General features: G+C 63.9%; 24 protein-coding genes, 6 tRNA genes and 1 pseudogene. 22 read left to right on the top strand and 9 right to left on the bottom strand.

The genetic code is table 11. The features are described 5' to 3' along the window. Positions 1 to 32 precede the first annotated feature (32 nt). On the bottom strand, positions 33 to 1,385 hold the full coding sequence (mgtE, locus tag ABE960_RS03915) for a magnesium transporter (RefSeq protein ID WP_349760938.1): 1,353 nt from the start codon (positions 1,383 to 1,385) through the stop codon (positions 33 to 35). Between the two features lie 281 nt (positions 1,386 to 1,666). On the opposite strand from mgtE, the gene ABE960_RS03910 reads away from it, so the two are divergent. After that, positions 1,667 to 2,692, top strand: coding sequence for a quinone-dependent dihydroorotate dehydrogenase (locus ABE960_RS03910; protein ID WP_349760937.1), 1,026 nt, complete (start codon positions 1,667 to 1,669; stop codon positions 2,690 to 2,692). Positions 2,693 to 2,785: 93 nt separating this feature from the next. On the opposite strand, the gene rmf is transcribed toward ABE960_RS03910, so the two are convergent. Continuing rightward, a complete protein-coding gene (rmf, locus tag ABE960_RS03905; protein ID WP_071945223.1) occupies positions 2,786 to 2,992 on the bottom strand; it encodes a ribosome modulation factor in 207 nt (68 codons plus the stop codon). A 264-nt stretch (positions 2,993 to 3,256) separates the two neighbouring features. On the opposite strand from rmf, the gene rlmKL reads away from it, so the two are divergent. Both rlmKL and ABE960_RS03895 read left to right on the top strand, forming a co-directional pair. Beyond that, positions 3,257 to 5,479, top strand: a complete 2,223-nt coding sequence (rlmKL, locus tag ABE960_RS03900; protein ID WP_349760936.1) for a bifunctional 23S rRNA (guanine(2069)-N(7))-methyltransferase RlmK/23S rRNA (guanine(2445)-N(2))-methyltransferase RlmL — start codon at positions 3,257 to 3,259, stop codon at positions 5,477 to 5,479. Beyond that, positions 5,476 to 5,823 carry a glutaredoxin family protein gene (locus ABE960_RS03895; RefSeq protein ID WP_349760935.1) on the top strand — a complete coding sequence of 116 codons (348 nt, stop codon included), beginning with the start codon at positions 5,476 to 5,478 and terminating at the stop codon, positions 5,821 to 5,823. Before rlmKL ends, ABE960_RS03895 begins: the two co-directional genes overlap by 4 nt. Positions 5,824 to 5,928: 105 nt before the next feature. Here ABE960_RS03895 and ABE960_RS03890 read toward each other — a convergent pair whose 3' ends face one another. After that, positions 5,929 to 6,207, bottom strand: a complete 279-nt coding sequence (locus ABE960_RS03890; RefSeq protein WP_349760934.1) for a hypothetical protein — start codon at positions 6,205 to 6,207, stop codon at positions 5,929 to 5,931. 118 nt (positions 6,208 to 6,325) lie between these two features. Between ABE960_RS03890 and pdxB the strand changes: the two genes are divergently transcribed. Beyond that, positions 6,326 to 7,516 (top strand): 4-phosphoerythronate dehydrogenase PdxB, encoded by a 1,191-nt coding sequence (gene pdxB / locus ABE960_RS03885; protein WP_349760933.1) that lies wholly within the window; start codon positions 6,326 to 6,328, stop codon positions 7,514 to 7,516. A 162-nt stretch (positions 7,517 to 7,678) separates the two neighbouring features. Here the strand turns inward: pdxB and htpX are convergent, their stop codons facing one another. The 4 genes from htpX to msrB form a co-directional block, all read right to left on the bottom strand. Next, positions 7,679 to 8,584, bottom strand: coding sequence for a protease HtpX (gene htpX / locus ABE960_RS03880; protein WP_349760932.1), 906 nt, complete (start codon positions 8,582 to 8,584; stop codon positions 7,679 to 7,681). 115 nt (positions 8,585 to 8,699) lie between these two features. Next, positions 8,700 to 9,929 carry a pyridoxal phosphate-dependent aminotransferase gene (locus ABE960_RS03875; protein WP_349760931.1) on the bottom strand — a complete coding sequence of 410 codons (1,230 nt, stop codon included), beginning with the start codon at positions 9,927 to 9,929 and terminating at the stop codon, positions 8,700 to 8,702. Positions 9,930 to 10,003: 74 nt separating this feature from the next. Further along, positions 10,004 to 10,972, bottom strand: coding sequence for a ribosome biogenesis GTPase YlqF (gene ylqF, locus ABE960_RS03870; RefSeq protein ID WP_349760930.1), 969 nt, complete (start codon positions 10,970 to 10,972; stop codon positions 10,004 to 10,006). 93 nt (positions 10,973 to 11,065) lie between these two features. Beyond that, a complete protein-coding gene (msrB, locus tag ABE960_RS03865) occupies positions 11,066 to 11,467 on the bottom strand; it encodes a peptide-methionine (R)-S-oxide reductase MsrB (RefSeq protein WP_349760929.1) in 402 nt (133 codons plus the stop codon). A 194-nt stretch (positions 11,468 to 11,661) separates the two neighbouring features. Here msrB and ABE960_RS03860 point away from each other — a divergent pair. The 15 genes from ABE960_RS03860 (at position 11,662) to ABE960_RS03790 (ending at position 19,499) form a co-directional block, all read left to right on the top strand. Continuing rightward, positions 11,662 to 11,737: transfer RNA gene (locus ABE960_RS03860), tRNA-Glu, on the top strand. A gap of 23 nt (positions 11,738 to 11,760) precedes the next feature. After that, positions 11,761 to 11,835: transfer RNA gene (locus tag ABE960_RS03855), tRNA-Gly, on the top strand. 108 nt (positions 11,836 to 11,943) lie between these two features. Continuing rightward, a tRNA-Glu gene (locus tag ABE960_RS03850) sits at positions 11,944 to 12,019 on the top strand. Positions 12,020 to 12,059: 40 nt separating this feature from the next. Next, positions 12,060 to 12,134, top strand: a tRNA-Gly gene (locus tag ABE960_RS03845). A 131-nt stretch (positions 12,135 to 12,265) separates the two neighbouring features. Then, a tRNA-Glu gene (locus ABE960_RS03840) sits at positions 12,266 to 12,341 on the top strand. A 240-nt stretch (positions 12,342 to 12,581) separates the two neighbouring features. Beyond that, positions 12,582 to 13,562: an ABC transporter ATP-binding protein gene (locus ABE960_RS03835; protein WP_349760928.1), complete on the top strand. Its 981-nt coding sequence runs from the start codon at positions 12,582 to 12,584 to the stop codon at positions 13,560 to 13,562. Continuing rightward, positions 13,559 to 14,332 (top strand): ABC transporter permease, encoded by a 774-nt coding sequence (locus ABE960_RS03830; RefSeq protein ID WP_349760927.1) that lies wholly within the window; start codon positions 13,559 to 13,561, stop codon positions 14,330 to 14,332. The genes ABE960_RS03835 and ABE960_RS03830 overlap by 4 nt, the downstream gene beginning before the upstream one ends. Position 14,333: 1 nt before the next feature. Continuing rightward, a complete protein-coding gene (queF, locus tag ABE960_RS03825; protein ID WP_349760926.1) occupies positions 14,334 to 15,170 on the top strand; it encodes an NADPH-dependent 7-cyano-7-deazaguanine reductase QueF in 837 nt (278 codons plus the stop codon). A gap of 108 nt (positions 15,171 to 15,278) precedes the next feature. After that, a complete protein-coding gene (locus tag ABE960_RS03820) occupies positions 15,279 to 15,839 on the top strand; it encodes a nitroreductase family protein (protein ID WP_349760925.1) in 561 nt (186 codons plus the stop codon). Between the two features lie 2 nt (positions 15,840 to 15,841). Further along, complete coding sequence (locus ABE960_RS03815) at positions 15,842 to 16,345, top strand: YiiD C-terminal domain-containing protein (protein WP_349760924.1); 504 nt, start codon at positions 15,842 to 15,844, stop codon at positions 16,343 to 16,345. Positions 16,346 to 16,464: 119 nt separating this feature from the next. After that, positions 16,465 to 16,552 (top strand) — tRNA-Ser (locus ABE960_RS03810). Between the two features lie 151 nt (positions 16,553 to 16,703). Further along, the gene (locus ABE960_RS03805) at positions 16,704 to 17,957 is read left to right on the top strand and encodes a tyrosine-type recombinase/integrase (RefSeq protein WP_349760923.1); all 1,254 of its coding nucleotides are present in this window, start codon (positions 16,704 to 16,706) and stop codon (positions 17,955 to 17,957) included. 108 nt (positions 17,958 to 18,065) lie between these two features. After that, positions 18,066 to 18,503: a hypothetical protein gene (locus ABE960_RS03800; protein ID WP_349760922.1), complete on the top strand. Its 438-nt coding sequence runs from the start codon at positions 18,066 to 18,068 to the stop codon at positions 18,501 to 18,503. Between the two features lie 290 nt (positions 18,504 to 18,793). Then, a complete protein-coding gene (locus ABE960_RS03795; RefSeq protein ID WP_349760921.1) occupies positions 18,794 to 18,994 on the top strand; it encodes a helix-turn-helix transcriptional regulator in 201 nt (66 codons plus the stop codon). Positions 18,995 to 19,100: 106 nt separating this feature from the next. Further along, positions 19,101 to 19,499 carry a hypothetical protein gene (locus tag ABE960_RS03790; RefSeq protein ID WP_349760920.1) on the top strand — a complete coding sequence of 133 codons (399 nt, stop codon included), beginning with the start codon at positions 19,101 to 19,103 and terminating at the stop codon, positions 19,497 to 19,499. A 261-nt stretch (positions 19,500 to 19,760) separates the two neighbouring features. Here the strand turns inward: ABE960_RS03790 and ABE960_RS03785 are convergent, their stop codons facing one another. Further along, positions 19,761 to 20,000: a M48 metallopeptidase family protein gene (locus ABE960_RS03785; RefSeq protein ID WP_349761379.1), complete on the bottom strand. Its 240-nt coding sequence runs from the start codon at positions 19,998 to 20,000 to the stop codon at positions 19,761 to 19,763. A gap of 66 nt (positions 20,001 to 20,066) precedes the next feature. Continuing rightward, positions 20,067 to 21,449 (bottom strand): annotated as a pseudogene (locus ABE960_RS03780) (type I restriction-modification system subunit M); the annotation flags it as partial. Between the two features lie 541 nt (positions 21,450 to 21,990). Between ABE960_RS03780 and ABE960_RS03775 the strand changes: the two are divergent. Genes ABE960_RS03775 through ABE960_RS03765 form a run of 3 tightly spaced genes read left to right on the top strand, consistent with a single transcriptional unit; the run spans position 21,991 to position 25,543 of the window. Continuing rightward, positions 21,991 to 23,604: an ABC transporter substrate-binding protein gene (locus ABE960_RS03775; RefSeq protein ID WP_349760919.1), complete on the top strand. Its 1,614-nt coding sequence runs from the start codon at positions 21,991 to 21,993 to the stop codon at positions 23,602 to 23,604. A 21-nt stretch (positions 23,605 to 23,625) separates the two neighbouring features. Continuing rightward, positions 23,626 to 24,648, top strand: coding sequence for an ABC transporter permease (locus ABE960_RS03770; RefSeq protein ID WP_349760918.1), 1,023 nt, complete (start codon positions 23,626 to 23,628; stop codon positions 24,646 to 24,648). Position 24,649: 1 nt separating this feature from the next. Then, positions 24,650 to 25,543, top strand: a complete 894-nt coding sequence (locus ABE960_RS03765; RefSeq protein ID WP_349760917.1) for an ABC transporter permease — start codon at positions 24,650 to 24,652, stop codon at positions 25,541 to 25,543. The last annotated feature ends 6 nt before the right edge of the window (positions 25,544 to 25,549 follow it).

Raw genomic sequence — 25,549 nt, 5'->3', positions numbered from 1 at the left:
GGCATGTCAGCAGGTCATGTCAGCAGGTCATGTCAGAGCAGGAACAGCGTGGCCAGGCCCAGGAAGGCCATGAAACCCACCACGTCGGTCACCGTGGTCAGGATCACCGAGCCGGAGAGGGCCGGGTCGATACCCGAGCGCTTGAGCATCAACGGAATGACGATGCCGGCGATGCCGGCCGCCAGCATGTTGATCACCAGAGCGGAGGCGATGATCACGCCGATGGCGACGCTGCCGAACCACAGGAACGCGAGCACGGCTACCACCAGCGACCACAGCACCCCATTGAGAGCGGCGATGCCGATCTCCTTGCGCAGCAGCCAGTGGCTGTTGGTGCTGCTGATCTGGCCCAGCGCCAGGCCTCGGATCGCCAGGGTCAGGGTCTGGCTGCCGGCGATGCCGCCCATGCTGGCCACAATGGGCATCAGCACCGCCAGGGCGACGATCTTGTCCAGGGCATCCTCGAAGCGTCCGATCACCCAGGCGGCCAGGAAGGCCGTCAGCAGGTTGATGCCCAGCCATACGGCCCGGCGCTTGGCGCTGGGCATCACCGGCGCGAAGAGGTCTTCCTCCTCGTCCAGGCCTGCCATGTTCATCAGTGCCTGTTCGGAATTCTCCCGGATCACGTCGACGATATCGTCGATGATGATGCGCCCCAGCAGCAGGTCTGCCTCGTCGACCACCGCAGCGGAGGACAGGTCATGTGTCTGGAAGAGGGTGGCCACGTCGCGGGACTTCATGGTCACCTGAATGCTGTCCACCTCGCGGTCCATCAGGTCGGCCACTGCCATCTCGGGGTCGTTCGACACCAGCCGAGCCAGAGGAAGCACCCCAAGGAAACGGCCGTCCCGGTCCACTACCATCAGCACGTGGGTATTGTCGGGGACCACTTCCTTCCAGCGCAGGAAGCGCCTCACGGTCTCCAGGCTGACATCGGCGCGCACGGCGATGGTGTCGGTGCGCATCAGGCGGCCGGCACTGTCTTCCTCGAAGGAGAGGGTCTCCTGCAGTCGGGAGCGCTGCAGCTCGTCCATGGAGCGCAGCATGTCCTCGGCGACCTGCTGGGGCAGGTCCTCGAAGATCTCCGCGAGGTCCGTGGTGTCGAGTCCGGTCGTGGCGGCGACGATCTCGGCATGGTCCATGTCGTCGATCAGGGTGCTGCGCACCTCGTCGTGCACATGCAGCAGCACCTCGCCGTCGATCTCGCCCGGCACCCGCTCCCACAGCCGAATGCGAGCCGCCGGCGGTAGCGACTCGAGCAGCAGGGCCACTTCTGCCGGCTCCAGATCGGAGAGGACATCATCGACCTCCTCCAGCTGCTCTTTCTCCATAGCCCGGTGAATCCGCGACAGGCGGTGCTCGAGTGTCTCCGTGGTATCGGTCATGGGCGCTTCCTGGCAGTAGATCATCGAGGCGGATCAGTCGCCTCGCTGTGTCCTGGGTAGGGGCTCTTCAGATAGCCCAGTAGAGCATAAATGGAGTGGATGATGGAGCCGCCAGCGAGTGACGTCTTCCACGAACCTCGCCGGTCGGTGGTGTGCGTCGTCTCGAGTTGTCGGTGCTGGTATACTCTCGCCCCGCTTGTCGCCTAGCCGTCCGTTGCCAAGCGCCTTGTCATCGAGTCAGGTCGGGTTGCCACTTGCAGGAGCCGCCATCAGGAGCCGCCATGTATTCGCTTGCCCGTTCTCTGCTGTTCCGTCTCGATGCCGAGACTGCCCATGGCATGGCGCTCTCCGCCCTGGACCTGGCCGACCGACTGGGGTTGGTATCGCGCCTGGGCGGGCGCCGGGTCGAGGATCCGGTGGAGCTGATGGGGCTGCGCTTTCCCAATCGGGTCGGCCTGGCCGCCGGACTCGACAAGAACGCCGATCATCTCGACGCCCTGGGGGCGCTGGGGTTCGGCTTCGTGGAGGTGGGCACCGTGACGCCCAGGCCACAGGATGGCAACCCCAGGCCCCGGCTGTTCCGGCTGCCGGAGCAGGGCGCCATCATCAACCGCATGGGCTTCAACAACGCCGGGGTGGATCACCTCGTGGCGCGAGTCCGGGCGAGCCGTTACGACGGCGTGATCGGCATCAATATCGGCAAGAACCTCACCACCCCGGTGGAGCAGGCGGTGGATGACTACCTGACCTGCCTGGGCAAGGTGCATGCCGATGCGCACTACATCACGGTGAACATCTCCTCACCCAACACCCCGGGGCTGCGCAACCTGCAGTTCGGCGAGCATCTCGATGCCTTGCTCGGGGCCCTGCGCGAGGAGGGTAGCCGGCTCGACCGCGAGACCGGGCGCCGTGTACCCCTGGCGGTCAAGATCGCGCCGGACATGAGCCCCGATGAGGTCGGCCTGGTGGCCCGCACCCTCGAGAACAACGCCATCGACGCGGTGATCGCCACCAATACCACGGTCTCCCGCGAGGCGGTGGCAGGCCTCGAGCATGCGGAAGAGCAGGGTGGGCTCTCCGGGCGACCGGTGTTCGAGCCCTCGAATACGGTGATTCGCGAATTGCGCCGCCGCCTCCCCGACATGCCGATCATCGGCGTGGGCGGCATCGACAGCGGGGAGACGGCGGTAGCCAAGGTGGAGGCCGGTGCCGACCTGGTGCAGCTCTATTCGGGCTTCATCTACCGTGGGCCTGGCCTGGTGGGAGAAAGTGCCCGGGCGCTTAGGGCCCATGCCGCCGACGGCTGATGGTCCGGCATGAAAAAGCCCATGGCATGGCCATGGGCTTGATAGGTTCGTCATCATCTCTGACGATGGGTCATTGACCCGGTAGATGCGGGGTTACATCACCATGGGGTTCTTGTGAATGCCGGAGACACCCGTCATGCCCGACCATTGATCCCCACGACCTTCACGCCAACCGCTCATCCAGTATTCGCGTAGATTGATATCCTGGCTTGGACACTCATCGCGGGAACGACCTGAGAGACCCGCCTTGTACCCATGAACATAGGCACGCTGGAAGCGATCACGTTTCTGTCGTTTCATTGGACTACCTCTTGATGAAGGTACCGACGTGAACCCGGTCTTGGGACCGGATTCGTGTTGCCCGGGCAACGTCAGGCAATGCGGCAAATCCGTGCTGCACAAGTACTGGTGGCCCGCTGACAGGAACGCATGCGTCATACAGTAGCTACTGACTCATTGATAGCCCAGGATGATGACGATTGTCGACTGATGATTTGTAACAAGGCGTTCACCTGACCGTCACTCCACCCCTTCCCGGGCAGGCGTCGCACCGATGGATATTCCATGACTGAACTGCAATCCACTGACTCACTTCATTTTCTGGCGACCTGCCCCAAGGGCATCGAGCTGCTGCTGGCCGACGAACTGGCTGCCCTGGGCACCACGCCAGGCAAGACCACGGTGGCTGGGGTGAACTTCCGGGCCAGCCTCGAGAACGCCTACCGGGTCTGTCTCTGGTCGCGCCTGGCCAACCGGGTGGTGTTATGCCTGACGCGGGAGGAGGGCATCGAGACCCCCGAGGCGTTGCGCGCCGCTTCCGCGGCCATCGACTGGCGCGACCACCTCGGGCCCGGTGCGACCCTGGCCGTGGATTTCCACGGTCGTTCCGAAGCGATCCGCCACACGCGCTTCGGGGCCCAGACCGTCAAGGACGGGGTGGTGGATCGCCTCCAGGCCGAGGGGCGGCCGCGGCCCGATATCGACACCCGACAACCCGACCTGCGCCTCTATGCCAACCTGCACCGTGGCAGGCTGACGCTGGGGGTGGACCTCTCCGGCGACAGCCTGCACCGCCGAGGCTACCGGCTCGACGTGGGCCTGGCCCCGCTCAAGGAGAACCTGGCCGCCGCCCTGCTGGTGCGCGCCGGCTGGCCGGCGCTGGCGAAGGAAGGCGCGCCGCTCGTTGACCCGCTGTGCGGTGCCGGCACCCTGCTGATCGAGGCCGCCCTGATGGCCGCCGACATCGCGCCGGGACTGGCCCGAGAACGCTTCGGTTTCCACGGCTGGGCCGGCCACGACCAGCGCTGCTGGCGCGAGCTCAGGCGCGAGGCCGAGGCGCGAGCCAGCATCGGCCGCAAGCGCTGCCGCTCACGGCTGTTCGGCTTCGACGAGAGCCCCCCGGCACTGGCGGCGGCGAAGGCAAACGCCATGCGCGCCGGGGTGCCGGCGCTGATCGAGCTGAAGGGGGCCTCCCTGACCGGGCTCGCGCGCCCCGAGGGGCTTCCCGAGGCGCCCCGGGGGCTGGTGATGACCAATCCCCCCTACGGCGAGCGCCTCGGCGAGCTGCCGGAGCTGGTGCAGCTCTATGCCCAGCTCGGCGATCGGGTCAGGGCGGCCTTCCCGGGCTGGCAACTGGCGGTGTTCACCGCCAACCCGGACCTCGGGCACCGCATCGGGCTGCGGGCCCACAAGCACTACTCCCTGAAGAACGGGCCCCTGGATGCCCGGCTGTTGCTGATGGCGATTCCCGAGGAGGGCGAGGCGTCGGCAGATCAGGCCAGGGCCGCCGGCGAGGGGGCTTCCGCGCGCTCCGAGGGGGCGCAGATGTTTGCCAATCGCCTGGAGAAGAACCGCAAGCGACTGAAGAAATGGCTCAAGCGCTCCGGGGAGTCGTGCTACCGACTCTATGATGCCGACATGCCCGAATACGCCCTGGCCATCGACCTCTATGGTGACCGGGTGCATGTGCAGGAGTATGCGCCGCCGAGGTCCGTCGATGCCGCCCAGGCCCAGAAGCGCCTGCATGAAGCGTTGGGCGTGATCCCCGAGGTCCTCGGCATCGACCCCAGGCACGTGGTGGTCAAGCGCCGTGAGCGTCAGAGCGGCAAGGAGCAGTATCGCAAGCAGGCGGCCAGCGGCGAGCGTTTCGAGGTGAGCGAAGGGCGGGCCCGGCTGTGGGTCAACCTGCGCGACTATCTGGACACGGGCCTCTTTCTCGACCATCGGCCGGTGCGGCGCATGCTCGGCGAGATGGCCGCCGGGAAGCGCTTCCTCAACCTCTTCTGCTACACCGGCGCCGCCACGGTGCAGGCGGCCCTGGGGCCACAGAAAGAGGGCGCCGAGCGTGACGGCGGCGCCAGTGAGAGCCTGAGTGTCGATCTCTCCAATACCTACCTGGAGTGGGCGCGGGACAACTTCGCCCTCAACCGCCTCGACTCGAGCCGCCATCGGGTGGTGCGCGACGACTGCCTGCGCTGGCTTGCGACCGCCGGCGGCGAGTTCGACCTGATCTTCCTTGATCCGCCGACCTTCTCCAACTCGAAGAAGATGGCGGATACCCTGGACGTGCAGCGCGACCATGGCCGCCTGGTGCGCCTGGCCATGGCGCGCCTGGCGCCGGGGGGGACCCTGGTGTTCTCCAATAACCAGCGGCGCTTCAAGATGGATCCGGACCTGGCCGAGCAGTATGCGGTCGAGGACATCTCGTCGCGCACCTTCGACCCCGATTTCTCGAGGAACTCCGACCTGCACCATGTGTTCCTGATTCGCCGGCAGGAGGCGTCGTGATCCGGTTGAGGCTCTACACCACCCTGGGCTGTCATCTCTGCGAGCAGCTGGAAGCGCTACTGGTGACCCTCTGCGGCACGCCGTACCGGCTGAACAGGGTCGAGATCAGTGACGATGACGCCCTGATCGATCACTACGGTGCGCGCATCCCCGTGCTGCAGGACGAGGCGGGGGCGGAGCTGGATCGTGGCTTCGAACCGGAGCGCCTGGCGCACTGGCTGTCGGCACGGGGCTGGCTCGACGAGGCTGCCTGGCAGCGGTTGCAGGAGCGGCTGAGTGGCAAAACGTCGCCCGAGCCAGCAAAGGGTGTGACCCTGCGTGGCGGGCGGCGCTATCTGGGGTGATGACCCGGCTTCGCCGGATAGTGACAAGCCACGAGGGACTAGTAAGACCCTTGAGACTTACAGCGCTGTTGGAATTCTTCTGGCTTGCAGCTTGCAGCTTGCAGCTCAAGGCTCCAGGAGCGAAAGCTGGCTGACGGCGTCACGTCCCTCGGCGCTCTCGGCCTCCACCTCCATCACCTTCTGGAAGCCGCGGGATGTCAGAATGGTGGTCTCGTCGGCCAACCACATCATCGCCTGGGTATGATCGTCGGCCAGTTGATGCTTGAGGCCGCCGAACTGGGTGCCGATCTGTCCCCAGGCGCGGCTGAAGATCCAGTCGCCGAACATGTCCTGATGGACATGCACCAGCACATAGTCATGGTCGGTTTCCCAGCGGACGATCACGGCAGCTCCCGAGGTGGAGGACGGCGCCGCCAGCGCCGCCCTGTTTGGCATAAGGCGGTATTGTAAGGGCTTGGACACACTGAACAAGTCGCATCATCCCGTAAGTCAGGAGTCAGTCATGAAAATCGTCGTCGATGCCAATGTCCCCGCCGCCGAGGCCTGCTTCGGCACACTGGGCGAGGTGGTCCGCGTGCCGGGGCGAGAGATCGATGCGGCCACGGTGCTCGATGCCGATGCCCTGGTGGTGCGCTCCATCACCCGGGTCGATGCGGCCATGATCGAGGAGGTCAAGAGGAGTGGCTCGCCTTTGCGCTTCATCGGCACCTGTACCATCGGGACCGACCATATGGACGAACAGGCCTTGGCCGACCATGGTATCGCGTTCGCCAGTGCGCCTGGCTGCAACGCCGAGGCGGTGGTGGACTATGTGCTGGCCAGTCTTGCGACCCTGGCCGAGCGTCAGGACTTCCGGCTCGCCGAGCGTCGTGTCGGCATCGTCGGCGTGGGCAACGTGGGCGGGCGGCTGCTGGGTCGACTCACCGCCATGGGCATCGAGTGCCTGGCCTGCGACCCGCCCAGGGTTGAAGCGGAGAGCATCGAGGAAGAACGCACCGGACCGGAGGGGCTGGCCGGATTCCATGACCTGGACACCCTGATCGACGAGTGTGACGTGCTGTGCCTGCACACGCCGCTGGTGAGCGAGGGTCCCCATGCCACGCACCACCTGCTCGATGCCCGGCGCATCGCCGCCCTGGCGCCGGGAATGGTGCTGCTCAATGCCGGACGCGGCGACTGCGTGGATGGCCGGGCCCTGCGCCAGCGCCTGGCGGGGCAGGGCGACATCACGGCGGTGCTCGACGTCTGGGAGCACGAGCCCGCCATCGACGCCGCCCTGGCGGATCTCGCCGGGATCGCCACGCCGCACGTTGCTGGCTACAGCCTCGATGGCAAGCTGCGTGGCACTCACCAGATCTATCGTGCCCTGGCCCACCACGCCGGCCTGCCGGCACGCCTGACAATAAATGACCTGGCGCCGCCGCCTCCCGTGGCGCGTCTCGTCCTGGACGGTGGCCTCTCATCCGAGGAGGCGCTGCGCCTTTGCATGCGCGTCGTACATGATCCGCGACGCGACCACGACAGCCTGCATCGCGAGGCACGCCGCCTGGGCATGGCGAAGGGCTTCGATGGTTGCCGCACCCACTACCCGCTGCGTCGGGAGTTCGCCTCCCTCGAGCTCAGCCTTCGCGAGGGGGCCCTTGGGCTGGCGCCCTTGCTGACCGGCGCCGGGTTTCGGGTCGCCACGGACTGAAGACCGCGAGGCGATAAACGCAAGCAGGCTCGCCGTATGGCAGGCCTGCTGGTTTTGAGGAAGATCGCTTCAGGACGATCGTCACAGGGCGTTCTTTCCAGAGAGGTCCTTGTCGGGCTGTCGATTCGGGATTCTCTTTTCGCCACTCTCCGACGGCCGTTCTTACTGGCGGTAGGCCGCCTCCTTCAGGGCTCGGATGCGGTCATCCAGCGGAGGGTGACTGGCGAAGAGTCGCTCCATCAACGAGCGCGTCTGGCCCTTGGTGATGGCCATCGCCCGCAGGGTATCCGGCATCTGGTCCGGCATCTCGGTCTCGGCCTTGAGCCGTGCCAGGGCGCTGATCATGGCCCCGCTGCCGGCGAGCTGGGCGCCTGCGGTATCGGCCCGGTACTCCCGGAAGCGCGAGAACCAGGCGACGATGGCAGAGGCGATCAGGCCGAAGAAGATCTCGGCGACGATCACCACCGCAAAGTAGCCCATGAAGCCCAGGCCTCCCTCGCCGTCGCTGCGACTCTTCAGGAAGCCGTCCACCAGGTGGGCGACCACCCGGGCGAAGAACATCACGAAGGTGTTGAGCACCCCCTGGATCAGTGCCAGGGTGACCATGTCACCGTTGGCCACGTGGCCGATCTCGTGGGCCAGCACCGCGCGGACCTCTTCCGGTCGCATGCGGTTGAGCAGGCCGGCGGAGACCGCCACCAGGGCATCGTCCTTGTTCCAGCCGGTGGCGAAGGCGTTGGACTGCTGGGCCGGGAAGATGCCGACCTCCGGCGTCTTGATGCCGGCGTCGCGGGCCAGTTCCGCCACGGTATCGACCAGCCACTTCTCGGTGCTGTTGGACGGGGACTCGATGATCACGGTGCCGGTGCTGCGCTTGGCCATCCACTTGGAGATGAACAGCGACACCATGGAGCCTGCCATGCCGAAGATGAAGCAGAAGATCAACAGGGCATTGAAGTTCATGCCCTGCTCGGTCAGGTAGCCTTCCACCCCCAGCAGGCGCAGGGTAATGCTGGCCACCACGATCACCGCCAGGTTGGTGCCCAGGAACAGCAGGATTCTCATCATTGCTGGAACTCTCCAGTCGTCAGGAAGGGGCGCCGCGGAAGACGGCATAGACAAGCTGTTGCTTAGATACGGGTTTGCCCGCCGGGTTTCAAGCGGGCAAACGCCACATTCGGGACTACTGGCGGTAGCGCGCCAGGAAACGGGCGAAGCGGTCCAGGGCATCCTCGAGCTGGTCGGCCCAGGGCAGGGTGACAATGCGCACGTGGTCGGGCTCCGGCCAGTTGAAGGCCGTGCCCTGAACCAGCAGGATCTTTTCCTGTAGTAGCAGGTCCAGCACCAGCTGCTGATCGTCCTGTATGTTGAAGACCTTGGGATCGAGCCGCGGGAACGCATAGAGCGCCCCCTTGGGCCGGGTACAGCTCACTCCGGGAATGGCATTGAGCTTCTCCACGGTGATGTCGCGCTGGGCGAGCAGGCGACCACCCGGCAGGATCAGGTCGTTGATCGACTGGTAGCCCCCCAGCGCCGTCTGGATGGCGTGCTGGGCCGGGACATTGGCGCACAGGCGCATCGAGGCCAGCATGGTCAGCCCCTGGATGAAGTCGGCGGCTCGCTGCTTGGCGATGTTCCCGGAGAGGATCATCCAGCCGGAGCGGAAGCCGGCGCAGCGATAACTCTTGGAGAGCCCGTTCATGGTCACCACGAGCTGGTCCTCGCTGGCCAGGGCCCCGGTGGACACATGCTCGACCCCGTCGTAGAGAATCTTGTCGTAGATCTCGTCGGAGAACACCACCAGGTCATGCTCCCGCGCGATCTCCAGCAACTCGCGCACTACCGCCGGCGGATACACGGCGCCGGTGGGATTGTTGGGGTTGATGATCACGATGGCACGGGTATGGGCGGTCACCTTGGCGCGGATGTCGTCCATGTCCGGGGCCCAGTCGGCCTGCTCGTCGCACAGGTAGTGCACGGCGTGGCCGCCCGAGAGGTTGGCGGCGGCGGTCCACAGCGGGTAGTCCGGCGCCGGGATCAGCACCTCGTCGCCGTCGTTGAGCAGGGCCTGCAGCGACATCGCGATCAGCTCAGAGACGCCGTTGCCGATGTAGATATCCTCGATGCCGACGCCGGGAATCTCCTTGCGCTGGCACTCCTGCATGATCGCCTTGCGTGCCGAGTAGAGTCCCTTGGAGTCGCAGTACCCCTGGGCGTTGGACAGGTTGCGCATCACGTCCTGGAGGATCTCCTCCGGGGCCTCGAAGCCAAACGGGGCAGGGTTGCCGATGTTCAGCTTGAGGATGCGCTGGCCTTCCTCCTCCAGCCGCTTGGCGTGCTCGAGCACGGGGCCGCGAATGTCATAGCAGACGTTCTCGAGCTTGTGCGATTTCCTGATCGGGGGGGTGTCCATGGGCGCTTGAATCCAGTGATGTCCGTGTGCCGCCTCTGCCGGGGCGGGTATCGTCTCGTCGGCGTCGACTGCAATTATGCGGGTTCGCCGTCGTCGCCACCATCCTCGGCCGTTTCCGCCTCCTGTTCCGGCTCGGCCGGGATGTCCGCCGGGGTCTCCAGGGTGAGCCGGCCGAGCTTGCCGTCGCGCAGCTCATGGAGCAGCACCTCGGCGCCGCGGTGCAGGTCGACCTCGCCACCGGGGCGAAGGCCGCCGCGCTTGCCGGCGATCTCGGCGAGGATGGCATGGCCGTCGAAGCCGGACAGCGCGAGCAGATCGACCCGAGACGGGCCATCGGCCTCGACCTGCTCGGCCTCGGGGTGGGGGGTATAGGTCGGCAAGGCCTTGAGCTTGTAGCGTGACGTGAGCGCCTTCGGATAGCGCCGCGCCAGTTCGGCGGCGGCGACCACGGCCACGTCGACATAGTCGATGGCGGTGTCGCGGATGGCGCCGCTGGCGGCCAGGCGGTGGGCGCTGGCCTGATCCTCGATCTTCGGCCACAGCACACCGGGGGTGTCGATCAGTGCCACGCGTCCACCGATGCGTACCTTCTGCTGGCGCTTGGTGACGGCGGGCTCGTTGCCGGTCTTGGCGATGGTGCGCCCGGCCAGGCCATTGATCAGGGTCGACTTGCCGACATTGGGAATACCCATGACCATCACCCGGACGTCGCGGTCGGCCCGCACCTGGCCGGCCAGCTCATGGCAAAGCTTCGGGATGCGCTTGAGTTCGCGGGCCTGGGTGGTGGTCACCGCCAGGGCCCGGGTATCGGCCTGTGCATCGAAGAAGGCCGTCCACTCCCTGGTGCGCTCGGGGTCAGCGAGGTCGGCCCGCGAGAGGACCTTGAGCACCGGCTTGTGGCGGGTCAGCTCGGCGAGCATGGGGTTGGCGCTGGAGTAGGGCAGGCGGGCATCGAGGACCTCGATTACCACGTCGATCTCCGGCAGCGCCTCGAGGATCTGCCGGCGCGCCTTGTTCATGTGTCCCGGAAACCAGCCGAGCATCGAGCCTCTCCTGCATGAGCATGTAATGAAAACGGCCAGCCATCATAGCAGATGGATGGCCGCGCCCGGGGAGGACAGTATCGGCGCTGGCGACTACTCGCCGGCGTGGAAGTCGATCGCCACTGAGTTGATGCAGTAGCGCAGCCCGGTGGTCTTCGGCGGGCCGTCCGGGAACACATGGCCGAGATGGGCATCGCAGCGGGCACAGGTCACCTCGGTGCGCCGCATGCCGTGGCTGGTGTCGGTCTCCTCCGCGACGCAGTTCGGCGTGAAGGGGCGATCGAAGCTCGGCCATCCACAGCCGGCCTCGAACTTGCGCTCGTTCTCGAACAGCGGGGCATTGCAGCAGATGCAGTGGTAGATGCCGTGCTCGTCACTGACGTGGTACTTGCCGCTGAAGGGGGGTTCCGTGCCTTTCTCGCGAGTGACCCGGTACTGTTCTGGCGTCAGCTCTTCTCGCCATTCGGCGTCGCTCTTCTGGATCTTGCTGCGCATGGCCTCTCTCCTTGTCTCGTCGTGGAACCGGCTGCAGACCCGGCGCCTTACTCCCATTGTGACACCAAGCGGGGCGGGTGTTTCCAGTGGCAGGGAGCAATGGGTCACGCGATATCAACGAGCGGCGGGACGCGCTTGACAGCTTTCTGGGTGGTGGGTAATATTCGCCGCACCTCGACGAGGCGAGAGATTGCGTCCCATTCGTCTAGTGGTCCAGGACACCGCCCTTTCACGGCGGTAACAGGGGTTCGAACCCCCTATGGGACGCCACTCGACTCATCAGGTACCGGAGTGCGGGAATAGCTCAGTGGTAGAGCATCGCCTTGCCAAGGCGAGGGTCGCGAGTTCGAATCTCGTTTCCCGCTCCAGCTTCATTGCCAGGAAGCTGGCTCGGAGCAACAGGTCAGCGAGGGTCGCGAGCTGGTACGCCAGTCCGATAGAATCTCGTTTCCCGCTCCAGGCTTGAAGGCTTATGTGTCCCATTCGTCTAGTGGTCCAGGACACCGCCCTTTCACGGCGGTAACAGGGGTTCGAACCCCCTATGGGACGCCACCTTCCTGCAGCCGGTTGTAAGACAGTGCGAGAAGACCAGGCGGGAATAGCTCAGTGGTAGAGCATCGCCTTGCCAAGGCGAGGGTCGCGAGTTCGAATCTCGTTTCCCGCTCCAGTTTTGGTACCAGGAAGCTGGTATGGAGCAACAGTATAGCGAGGGTCGCGAGCTGGCACGCCAGTCCGACTGATGGCAGCCCCATCGAATCTCGTTTCCCGCTCCAACTTCCAAGCCGCAATGGCTTATCCGTCCCATTCGTCTAGTGGCCCAGGACACCGCCCTTTCACGGCGGTAACAGGGGTTCGAACCCCCTATGGGACGCCACTTCTCAAGCACGTCCTCCAGGATCAGCGGGAATAGCTCAGTCGTAGAACATTGCCTTGCCAAGGTGTTGGTCGCGAGCTGTTGCGCCAGCCCCGTCGAATCTCGTTTCCCGCTCCAGTTTCCAGACACCGTTGTCCTCCGGATTCCCTCCAGATGGGCGACGAGCCTTGAAGTTTGCCGGCCCGCCCCCACCTCACGGGTTCTTTCGAGTATTCACCCTTCTCTCTGACGGGATCGCATATGGCCGAACCGGCACTGTCCATCCGTGGCCTCACCAAGGTCTTCGGCAATGGCTTCCAGGCCCTCAAGGGCATCGACCTCGACGTCGCCCAGGGCGACTTCTATGCCCTGCTGGGGCCCAACGGCGCGGGGAAGTCGACCACCCTGGGCGTTGTCTGCTCGCTGGTACAGAAGACCGCGGGTCGCGTCTCGATCTTCGGCATCGACATCGACACCGATTTCGCCCGCGCCAAGTACCATCTCGGCGTGGTTCCCCAGGAGTTCAACTTCAACCAGTTCGAGAAGGTCATCGACATCGTGCTGGCCCAGGCCGGCTACTACGGCATGTCGCGTCGCGAGGCGCTGCCGCGGGCCGAGCAGCTGCTGCGTGATCTGAGCCTGTGGGACAAGCGCAATGGCAGCGCACGTATGCTTTCCGGCGGCATGAAGCGCCGGCTGATGATCGCCCGCGCCCTGATGCACAGGCCCAAGCTGCTGATCCTCGACGAGCCCACCGCCGGCGTGGACATCGAGCTGCGCCGCAGCATGTGGGAATACATGCGTCGCATCAACCGGGAGGAGGGAACCACCATCATCCTCACCACCCACTACCTCGAGGAGGCCGAGAGCCTCTGTCGCAATGTGGGGATCATCAACAACGGTGAGATCATCCGCAACACCAGTGTGCGGGAGCTGCTCGCCGAGCTTAATACCGAGACCTTCCTGCTCGACCTGGCGCATGCGGTTGACGCGGCACCCGAGATCGAAGGCTTCGAAGTCACTCGGGTGGATACCGCTCAGCTGGCCGTCGTGGTGCACCGCGGACAGCGGCTCAACGACGTCTTCGAGGCGTTAAGCGACCAGGGGCTGCAGGTGACGTCGATGCGCAACCGGGCCAATCGGCTGGAGGAGATGTTCGTCTCCATGGTGGAGCAGGGCAACCGCCCGATCGACCAGCGCCAAGACAAGGACAAGTACCGGAACAATGAGGAGCGCAAATGAACCCCAGGCAGATCGCCATCGCCCTCTGGACCCTGGTGCACAAGGAGGTCAAGCGCTTCACTCGGATCTGGCCGCAGACACTGTTGCCGCCGTCGATCACCATGACCATGTACTTCATCATCTTCGGCAACTTGATCGGCTCGCGGATCGGCGAGATGGATGGGTATACCTACATGGACTTCATCGTCCCCGGGCTGATAATGATGGCGGTGATCACCAACAGCTACTCCAACGTGGCCTCGTCCTTTTTTTCCAACAAGTTCCAGCGCTCCATCGAGGAGATGATGGTCTCGCCGATGCCCAACTGGGTGATCCTGACCGGCTTCATACTGGGTGGCATGGCCCGCGGCCTCGGCGTGGGGCTGATCGTCACCGTCGTGTCGCTGTTCTTCACGCGGATCGAGGTGGCTCATCCGCTGCTGACGGTGTTCGTGGTGGTGCTCACCGCGGCGCTGTTTGCCATCGGTGGCTTCATCAACGCCCTGCTGGGCAAGAAGTTCGACGACATCTCCATCGTGCCGACCTTCGTGCTGACGCCGCTGACCTACCTGGGCGGGGTCTTCTACTCGATCTCGCTGCTGCCGACCTTCTGGCAGGGCGTCTCGATGCTCAACCCCATCCTCTACATGGTCAACGTCTTCCGCTACGGCTTCCTCGGGGTCTCCGACATTCCGGTAGGCTGGGCACTGGCGGCCATCCTGGCCTTCATCACCGTGCTGTTCGGTATCGCGCTGTGGATGCTGGAGAATGGCAAGGGCATCAGGAGCTGACATGACGCAGGCACGCCCCGACACCCTCGAACATGCCCCGCTGGGGCGAGAGTCCGCCTACCCGGAGCAGTACGACGCCCGTCTGCTCTATCCCATCCCCCGGGCCGCCAACCGCGCTCCGCTGGGGATCGAGGCGGGGGCCTCGCCCTTCGTCGGCGAGGACGAGTGGCACGCCTTCGAGGTCTCCTGGCTGAACGCGCGCGGCAAGCCCATCGTCGCGGTGGCGCGCTTCCGCCTGCCGGCGGACTCACCGAACCTGATCGAGTCGAAGTCCTGGAAGCTCTATCTCAACGGCTTTAACCAGACTCGTTTCGAGAGCCGTCAGGCGGTCATCGACACCTTGCGGAAAGACCTTGCCTGGGCGGCCGATGCACCGGTCTCCGTCGAGCTGTTCGACGTGGATGACGAGGCCCTGGCCGTGCAACGCCTGCCGGGAGAATGCCTCGATCACCTCGACATCGACGTCACGGACTACACCCCCAGCGCCGACCACCTGGCGGTGGGGGAGGAGGTCGTCGAGGAGACCCTCCACTCGCACCTGCTCAAGTCCAACTGCCCCGTTACCGGGCAGCCCGACTGGGGAAGCGTGATGATCCGCTACCGGGGCCCGCGGCTCGACCGCGAGGGACTGCTTCGCTACCTGATCGGTTACCGCCAGCATCAGGACTTCCACGAGCACTGCGTGGAGCACATCTTCATGGACCTGATGGCCCGGGCCCGGCCGTTACGGCTGCTGGTGCTGGCTCGCTACGTGCGCCGTGGCGGGCTCGACATCAGCCCCTGGCGGGCCACCCCCGGCGAGCGTCCGCCGTCGCCCCTTCGACTGTCGCGGCAGTGAGGCAAGACAGTGATGGGCGAGCCAGCCGCCCCGGCACGACAGGTGAGCGGTCAGCTGATAGAGTGCCGAGAAACATTCTCGTCTGATGGTAGCCAAGGGAGGCACTCAATGGACGCGCTGACGCTGCTGCATGAACGCAGCTCCATGGGCAAGCTGATGGGCCCGCCGCCGAGCCCCGAACAGCTCGAGGCGATCTACCGTGCGGCCCTGCGCGCGCCGGACCACAAGGAGCTTCGGCCCTGGCGCTTCATCGAGTTCTCCGGCGAGGGCCTCTCGCGCCTCGGCGAGTTGTTCGCCGAGGCCGAATTTCGCGAGGATCCCCATGCCGGCGATGCCGCCTTGGATGCGGCCCGCAAGAAGCCCAGGCGGGCCCCCATGATCATCGCGGTGATCGCCAGGGTCTCGCCCGACGTCCCCAAGGTGCCGAAGATCGAGCAGGTGATCTCGGCCGGCTGTGCCGCCCATGGCATCCTGCTTGCCGCCCACGCCCAGGGGTTCGGCGCGATGTGGCGCAGCGGCAAGTACGCCTTCGACCCCACGGTGCGCAAGGGCCTGGGGCTCGCCGAGGACGACGAGATCGTGGCCTTCCTCTACCTGGGTACCCTGGGCGGGCGCCACAAGCCGCTGCCGGAGCACGACATCGAGGCCTTCGTGGAGCGCTGGGATTGAGCATGCGCGAGATCGGCATTCCTCATCCCCGCCTTCCCTTGCCCGCTGTCGGCTACGAGGACGACATGGCCGAGTTCCTCGTCTGGCTTGGCGACGCCATCCCCATGGTGGCCGCCCTAGGCATCCGCGAGATGCGCCGAGACGGCGACGCCCTGGAGTGGCAGCTGGCCCTCGAGCCCAGCCTCAACGACAAGGGGACCGGCTTCGGCGGCGCGCTCACCGCCCAGACCACGCTGCTTGGCTGGTGCTGGACCACCCTTTGGCTGCGTCGACACGGCCTCTCCCGGGACGTGGTGGTTGCCGAGGCCAGCCAGCGCTTCCTTGCCCCGGTGACCGGCGACTATCGCCTGACTTGTGAGCCCGAGGCAGGCGACGCCCCATCGGCCCTGGCCGAACGGCTGGAACAGCGCGGCAAGGGGCGGATCGCCCTGGTTCAGCGCCTCTGGTGCGGCGATACCCTCTGCCTGGAAGCCTGCGGCGACTATGCGGTACTGCCCGCCGGTTGAGTCGGCAGCAAGAGAAGAAAACTGGCTTGCAATCGCGCACTTAAGTCGTTACGATGTGCGCCGTTCTGGAGGAGAAGTCACGGCGCTGCTGGGGCAATTCGAATCGAGAGCCACAATGCGGAGGGGTGTCCGAGTGGTCGAAGGAGCACGCCTGGAAAGTGTGTAGGTCGCAAGGCCTCGAGGGTTCGAATCCCTCCCCCTCCGCCAACCGCCCATATCATCGGCGGTTTTTTTGTGTCATGCCATCGCATCTCTATCAATAAAATCAGAACCTTACCTTCTTTTCTTGTATTGAGGCGTATCACCGTCTATCGTCCAAGCATAAATCCTATGTTGGGTACGAAGTGGGGTAGGCGCCATGCCGAAAAAAGCTCGAGAGTTAGCCCCCGTCGAGGTCAAGCGCCTGACTACCCCTGGCCTGTATGCCGTGGGCGGGGTGGCCGGTCTTCATCTTCAGGTGACGAAATCAGCCGCCCGGTCGTGGATTCTCCGCACCACCATCGCCGGCAAGCGTCGTGACCTTGGCTTGGGCGGATATCCAGACGTGACCCTGGCCATGGCCCGCGAGAAAGCCCGAGACGCTCGCGAGAAGATTGCCCAGGGCATCGACCCGGTAGCGGAGCGCCAGCGTCTACGTTCCGCCGCCCTGGCCGAACGTCTCAGAGATATGACGTTTCAGAAGGCCGCTGAGGCGGTCGTGGTCAAGAAGCAGGCTGAAGCTCGCAACTCGAAGCACGGCAAGCAGTGGGCGAGCACCCTAGAGACCTACGCTTACCCGGTCCTTGGCCCCATGAGCGTGGCCGACATAGAGCTGGCACACATCAAGCAGGTGCTGGAGCCCATCTGGCAGACCAAAACCGAGACCGCGACCCGCGTTCGCCAACGTATCGAGGCGGTGCTGTCCTGGGCCGCCGTCCACGGCCACCGCAGCGGCGATAACCCGGCTCGCTGGAAGGGCAACCTGGATGCGGTGCTTCCGGCGCCTACCAAGGTCTCGAAGGTGGAGCATCACCGCGCCATGTCGATGGACGAAATGCATGACTTCATGATGGCGCTGGAGACTCGGCAGGGCATCGCTCCACGCTGCCTGGCCTTCGTGATCCTGACCGCTGTTCGGTCCGGCGAGGCCAGGGCCGCGACTTGGGAGGAGATCGACCTTGCCGAGAAGGTATGGACGATACCCGCCGACCGGATGAAGGCAGGCCGCGAACATCGCGTTCCCCTCTCGCCAACGGCTATGGAGCTGCTGGAGTCCCTGCCGCGTTTCGCCGGCTCCAACCTGATCTTCCCCAACACCCAGGGCCGCAAGCTATCCGACGCCACCCTGGCCGCCGTGCTCAAGAGGATGAAGGTCCACGACAAGGCAACCGTACACGGCTTCCGGTCCACCTTCCGCGATTGGGCTGCTGAGCGCACCAGCACCCCGCACCACGTCGCCGAGATGGCCCTGGCCCACACGATCAAGAACCACGCCGAGGCCGCCTATCGTCGCGGCGACCTGCTGGCCAAGCGGGCGAAGCTGATGCAGCAGTGGGCCGACTTCTTGGCCATTGCCCCAGCCCAGGTCGAGAACGTGGCCCCGATCCGCGAGCATAAGGTGTCCGCCGAGTAGTCGGCGCCGACGCCCACTTTGGCTGGCTAGGGCCGATCACCCGAAAGCATGGTCACTCCACCATGTCCGCCAGCCACCCCCTATCTGGAGTGCGCGAGGAGTAGCGCGATGACGGACAATTCACCCTCTCCCTTCATCCTGCCTAATAGTGTTTTGAAGCGGCGCCCTGGTTTGCTGGAGGGCGCTATGGCTAACCCGTCACCACGCCAGTGGGCTGAACATCTGGAGCTGATCAAGGCAGACGGCAAGCTGACCAGCGTAGATGACATGCTGGCGCTCATGCGCAGCGAGCTCGATAGGCTGCAAGAGCAAATCGACTCCGACAAGGAATTGGATAGGCACTCAGAAACGGTGCTGGCCGCCGCTACTGTTGATCTGCTGGATGAGGGGAACGCTCCAGAACAACGAGAGAGTCACCGGGATGTGTATTTCGCTCTCCTCCTCGGCTACCTCTATGGTCGCTTGACCAAGCCTGGCAAGAAATCCGAGGCCGAAGACTCCACTGCCCTGATCAAGATGATGCTAGATCGAGCACGAAAGTCCTAGGGCGGTAAATCTGGCCGTACATTGAACCTGGAGGGGTTTGAAGATCTATGGTTTGAGTGGGTGCTGTCCGGCTCTCCAGGCAAGAAAAGCAAATTCGATAGCGATATGGCAAATCATTTCCATGTTTCTGAAAAAACCATTGAATATGAAAGGCTAAACCTTCAGCGAGAGTACAAATCTATCGAGCAGAACATGAGCAAAAATCCCTAACAACTAGTTCCTAGGGAGACCTGAAGAGAAGTCTTCTCTTAGCCTATGGCGTGTAAACCCATACCGAGAGGTATCACGCCATGACCAACGAAACCGGCCGCACCTTCCTGACGGCCAAGCAAGTCGCCACCCGCTATGACGTAGGGGTAGCGACCATCTGGCGCTGGTCCCGCGACCGTGACGACTTTCCCAAGCCCATGAAGCTTGGCCCCAACTGCACCCGCTGGCGGCTGGCAGATATTGAAGCCTGGGAAGCCTCCTGCGAGGAGGTGGCGCAATGAGTGGAGACAAGAAAAGGCCCGGGGTCGAGACCCAGGAACATCCACACCCCTCTAAGCCTTACGAAAAGATCAAGTGCTATCACCTCATTAATGAGGGGTGATCGCGATGGCGACAAGGAAGAACAATTCGGTGTCCAAATGGCAGGGCGGATTCCTCGCCCTGCCCAAAGTGGTCATGGAGCACGACGACTTCCGTTTTCTCACCTCCTCCGCGCACAAGGTTTTGATGGCCCTGGCGTGCAATTACAACGGGAAGAACAACGGCGATCTGTCTGCCACTCGGACGACGATGAAGGCCTGGGGAGGGATGTCCCATACCACGCTGTCCAAGGCCCTCAGAGAGCTTCAGGATCGGCGTCTGATAATGAAGACACGAGACGCTGTCATAGGTCATGAGGGCGCCCGTTGCGCCTTGTACGCGATCACTTGGCAACCGATAGATCCCTGTGACGGCAAGCTGGACGTGGCCGACACGAACATGCCGCCGAGAAGTTGGAAACCATGATTTCGATTTTTACCGTGTCCAGAAAGTGGAGTTCATCCGGCCAGAAACTGGAGCAGTTGCTTGAGTGCACCCAATCCTACCCGGCAAACGCTCCATAAATTGGAGCAGTTGGGCCGATGTCAGATGCTTCCCGGCTCCAGATAATGGACACCTTACTAAGTTACCAAGGGGTGAGGAGGTCAACGCCATCTTTAGGCTCGGGTCGATCCTTGAAACCAAGTGGCCGAGAGCTACGTGATGACCTTGGACTTGGCGGGCGGCTTACACCCCCTCCACCTCGATCCCGTGCCGGGCAAGCCAGCCCTTGCGCTGCTCATAGTCCAGCATGGCGCGCTCCAGGCGGCACCAGAAGGCCGGGGTGTGGTGGGGCTCGTGCAGGTGGACGAGCTCGTGGACGACCACGTACTCGGCGATATGGCGGGGCAGCAGGATGGTCTTCCAGTGGAAGTAGACCCGGTTGCCCTTGCCGCAGGAGCCCCAGCGGTAGCCGAGATCCTTCACCGGCACGCCGCCCTTGAGGTGGGCGCGCACGTCCTGAGGCTCCGGCGGCGGGGTGTTGTCGGCGTAGCGGCGGATGTTGAGGTTGTAGTCGTTCTCGCGCAGCTCCTCGAGCGTCACGGCACGGGCGAAGCCGGGTACCTCCGCGAAGGCTTCGAAGGTGCTGGCGATCTTCTCGATATGCAACGGCAGCAGGTGGTTCTGGGCGCGGCCCTCGTAATATTCCCGGTCGGCGTTGATGAACAGCACACGGCCCTTCCGCTCATCGGGCTTGGCGCCCTTGGCCCGCAGCACCAGGATGCTGGCCGGGATGCCGGTGCCGTAGAAGAGGTTGGGGGCCAGGCCGATCACCGCCTCCACCAGGTCGTCCTCCAGGAGGCCGGCGCGGATGCGCTTCTCGTCGCCGCCGCGGAACAGCACCCCGTGGGGCATGACGGTGGCCAGCATGCCGTCGGACTTGAGGCAGGCGACCATGTGCTGCAGGAACATCAGGTCGGCCTTCTTGGCGCCTTCCGGCACGCTGCCGTAGTGGAAGCGCTCGGGGAACTGGGAGCTCGGCGTATAGCCGATGGAGAAGGGCGGGTTGGTGAGGATGCGGTCGAAGCGCACCAGCTCGCCGCCCTCGATGTGCTGCGGATCGGTGAGGGTGTCGTCGTTGCGCAGGTCTGCGCTGCTCACCCCGTGCAACAGCATGTTCATCTTGGCGATGGCCTACACCGAGCCGAAGGTTTCCTGGCAGAAGAGGTTGAGCCTGCGCGGATCGCCGCCCTGTTCCTCTAGGTACTCCTTGGAGAGGATCAGCATACCGCCCGAGCCCATGCAGGGATCGTAGACGCTGTGGCCCTCCTGGGGGTCCATCAGCCGCACCATCATGCGGACCACCGGGCGCGGGGTGTAGAACTCGCCGCCCTTCTTGCCGGCGGAGTCGGCGAAGTCGCAGATCAGGTAATCGTAGGCGGCGCCCAGCAGGTCGGGGAACTCGAAGTCCTCGTTGCGCAGGCGGTACTCGCTGAAGTGGACGATGAGGTCACGCAGCTTCTTGCCCGGCAGGGTGGTGGAGCCGACCTTGCGGGTGAAGTCGATGTGCTCCAGTACCCCGGCGAGGCTCGGGTTGTGCTCCTCCAGGCCGGCCAGCGCCTTGTTCAGGGCGTTACCGACGCCCTGGTGGGCCTCCTTCAGCAGGTAGGGCCAGCGGGCCTGCTCCGGGACATAGAAGGTGGCCTTGTACCAGCTCGGCAACTCGATGACATGGCCGATGTCGATGTCGCTCTTGCCTGCCTGCTTGAGCTGGCCGCGGACTTCTTCCTGGCGTTGCTCGAAGACGTCCGAGCAGCGCTTCAGGAAGAGCATGCCGAAGATGTATTCCTTGAACTCCGAGGCGTCCATGCGCCCGCGCAGGATGTCGGCCGCCTTGAAGAGGTGCCGTTCCAGCTGGTTGAGGGTGAGGATCATGTACAGCGGTTCCCTGTGTTCGATGAGCCGGCTGCCTCATGCAGCCGTGGTGCTTGGCTCCTGTCTCATCAAACTTGGGCGGGGATGGCCATGCTCGATAGGTGATGTTGCTCAGTATCTACATCACGGCCACCGACTGGCCTGGCTTGATGCGTGGCAGTGTTGTCATCGTCAGGTATTAGGTACACGGCAACAGCACCAACCAGCTCTCCGGTGGCACATAATTCACGCCCGAGGGTAGGAGGTGGCGTAGATGGTCTTCTTTCAGGGGCAAGGTCACCGATACTCGCTCATGGATAGTCTAATGATACCGTTTCTGAGTGTTGGCGGTCTCTCCGTGGGGCACTCCTGCTTCCTGATAGTGCATGCATGCGCTACAGACTCTATTACTGGCGGCTCCAAAACCACTGGACCGGGATCTGATGCTTCTTCGTAGCCTACTGAATTTATAGGATTACTTTAATTTCGTGCAGGACTGTTTTAACTTTGGCTTATCGATTGCATGCACTTTGGCAGGTTTTATCACCCAGGAGCATGCAAAATGAATCGTCGCGATTTCCTCAAGGGCGCCACATCACTTTCCGTCGGTGCCAGTGTCCTGCCGCTGTTCAAGATCCTGCCGGCCTCCGCCGCCAGCCAGGAAACTGCTGTAGTGGTGATTGGCGGTACCATCAACAGCCTGGATATTCACCGCAGCGGCACGAACCGGTCCAGCTACCAGGTGGCCATTAACTGCTATGACCGGCTGGTCTCCTTCGGCACCAAGGAGATGCCGGATGGCTCTCTGAGCTACGATTTCGACAATGTACAGCCGGAATTGGCAGAGTCCTGGGAGATCAGTGACGACGGCACCGTGATGACATTCACCATCCACGAAGGGGCCACTTTCTGGGACGGCAAGCCGGTTACCGCACATGATGTAAAATGGTCTCTCGACCGGGCAGTTTCCTTGGGAGGCTTCCCCACCGTGCAGATGAAAGCGGGACGTTTATCCTCGCCGGAACAGTTCGAGGTGGTGGATGACCGTACCTTCCGTATCACCCTGCCTTTCCCATCCAAACTGGCCCTGCCGGACCTGGCGACCCCCATCCCCATTATCATCAATTCCGAGGTAGCCAAGGCCAACGCCACTGACGACGACCCCTGGGCAACCGAATACCTGCACCGCAACCCGGCGGGTTCCGGCGCCTACAAGGTGGCTCGCTGGGACGCCGGCGAGCAGCTGGTCTACGAGCGCAATGACCAATGGATTGGCGGGGAGATCCCGGGCTACCAGCGCGTGATCGTCCGCGAAGTGCCGGCCCAGTCCACCCGCCGGGCACTGATTGAGCGGGGTAGCGTCAGCGCCTCCCACAACATCCCCAACAAGGATGCCAAGGAGCTGGCTGAGAAGCCGGGCGTGAAGGTGGTCAGCACGCCCATTGAGAACTGCATCTATTCCCTATGCACCAACCTGGACTTTGAACCGTTCAAGGACAAGCGAGTACGTCAGGCCGTGGCCTGGTCCATTCCCTACCAAAAGATCTTCGAACAGGCGGCCTACCTGCAAGGCGTCCCCATGTGGGGCGGTACCGACACCGTGGACAAGATCGCCTGGCCCCAGAAATCGCCCTACGACCTGAACATCGAGAAAGCCAAGGCGCTGCTCGCCGAAGCCGGATACGCGGATGGCTTCGATGTGCCGCTGTCGTTCAACCTCTCCCACGCCGACTGGGCTGAACCTGCTGCGTTGCTGATCCAGCAGGGGCTGGCGGATATCGGTATCCGCGCCACCATCGAGAAGATTCCCGGTGCCAACTGGCGCACCATCGCGCTGGTGGAGAAGAAACTGCCCCTGCACCTGGAAAACTTCGGCGGCTGGCTGAATACGCCTGACTACTACTTCTACTGGGCCTATATCAAGGGCAACTTGTTCAACTCTTACAACTACGACAATCCGGAAATGGCCACGCTGGTGGACGACACCCTCGACATGGCCATGGACCATCCCGATTACGCGCCTAACGTGAAGCGCATGATCGAGCTGGCGTTCGAGGAGATTCCCCGGATTCCGTTGTGGCAGCCAACCTTGAACGTTGCGTTCACCGAGAGCGTGGAAGGGTATGAGTACTGGTTCCATCGCCAGATGGACATCCGCGCCCTCGAACCGGCCTAAGGAGCGAGCAACGTGCCCCCCATGCTGGATAAACTTCGCAAGGTGGCTCTTCGTCTGCTGCAGGCGGTCCCAACGGTGTTCGGTATCCTGGTGGTTTGCTTCCTGCTGACCCGGGCCTTGCCCGGGGATCCAGCGGCCTACTTCGCCGGGCCCATGGCAGATGCGGAGTCCATTGAGGAAGTACGCAAAAGCCTCGGGCTCGACAAGCCCTTGCCGATGCAGTTCGTCAACTATGTCGGAGATCTGGTTCAGGGCGATCTGGGCATGGCGGTTTCCACGGGTCAGCCGGTGATATCGGAGCTGGCCCGCCGCCTGCCCGCCTCCCTGGAATTGACCCTGGGCGCGTTGCTGGTGTCGTTTGTGATTGCCGTGCCGCTGGGCGTTCTGGCGGCCACACGGCCCAATACCTGGGTCGACCATATCTGTCGATTCCTGGTAACCGCCGGAGTTTCCTTGCCCATCTTCTTCACTGGCCTGGCGCTGATGTACGTGTTCTATTACCTGCTGGGCTGGGCGCCGGCGCCCATGGGCCGGCTGGACATGATGTACCTGCCGCCGGAAACGGTGACCGGTTTCCTTACCATCGACGCCATCATCGCCGGCGAGTGGGAGGTGCTGGGTGCCGCCCTGGCCCAGCTGGCGCTGCCGCTGATCACCCTGGCCCTGTTTACGCTGGCCCCCATCGCCCGCATGACCCGCGCCGCCATGCTGCAGACCCTGGGCAGCGACTTCGTGCGCACTGCCCGGGCGGCAGGGCTGAGTAGCCGTCGGGTGCTGATCACCTACGCCTTCCGCAATGCTCTGCTGCCGGTCGTGACCACTCTGGGCATGGTGTTCTCCTTCCTGCTGGGTGCCAACGTGCTGGTCGAGAAGGTGTTCGCCTGGCCGGGTATCGGCTCCTTTGCGGTGGAAGCGTTGGTGGTATCGGACTACGCGGCAGTGCAGGGCTTTGTCTTGTCCATGGCGATGCTGTTCGTGGTACTAAACCTGCTGATCGACGTGATCTATACGCTGATTGATCCCCGCGTAGGCGAGGCGGCCTGACATGACCAGCCTTAGCAGCTCCGCCTCCCAGAACCTGAAAGGCCCGCCCCGCACCAGCTATTGGCAGCACCTGCGTCATGTGGCTTCGGAAAACCCGGTCACCGGTCTGGCGTTCGGTCTGTTTGCCCTGTTTGTGGGGATGGCTCTGTTCGGCCCCTATCTGGTGCCCTACGACCCGTTGAATACGGGTGTGGGGCCGGCGCTGCAGGCACCCAGCGCTGCCCACTGGTTCGGCACCGACCACTTGGGTCGTGATGTGTTCTCCCGGGTGGTGGTGGCCACCCGGCTGGACCTGCTGATCTCCGTGTCCGCTGTGGCCATCTCTTTTGTCCTCGGATCCATCATGGGCTGCTTCGCCGGCTACTTCGGCGGCTGGACCGACCGCATCACCGGTCGCCTGGTGGACACCATCATGGCCTTCCCCCTGTTCGTCCTGGCCATGGGCATTGTCGCCGCCGCCGGCAATACCGTGGAGAACATCGTCTATGCCACCGCCATCATCAACCTGCCGTTCTATGCGCGAATGGCTCGTGCAGAGGTCAGCATCCGACGCAACGCCGGCTTCGTGCAGGCGGCGCGGATGTCCGGCAACTCCGAACTGCGGGTGCTGTTCGGCCACATCTTCCCCAATACCCTGCCGCCGATGATGGTGCAGATATCCCTCAACATGGGCTGGGCCATCCTCAATGCCGCTGGGCTCTCGTTCATCGGGCTGGGGGTCCAGCCGCCTTCACCAGAGTGGGGCATCATGGTGGCCGAAGGCGCCAACTTCATTATCTCCGGTGAATGGTGGCTGGTGATCTTCCCGGGGATGGCGCTGATGCTTGCGGTGTTCACCTTCAACCTGATCGGGGACGGCCTGCGGGATCTGGTGGATCCCCAGCGCCGCACCTGAGGAACC

The organism is Halomonas aquatica (genome assembly GCF_040196335.1).
In the GTDB taxonomy this organism is placed as follows: Bacteria; Pseudomonadota; Gammaproteobacteria; order Pseudomonadales; family Halomonadaceae; genus Halomonas; species Halomonas aquatica.
This window is presented reverse-complemented; position numbering and strand designations above follow the sequence as displayed.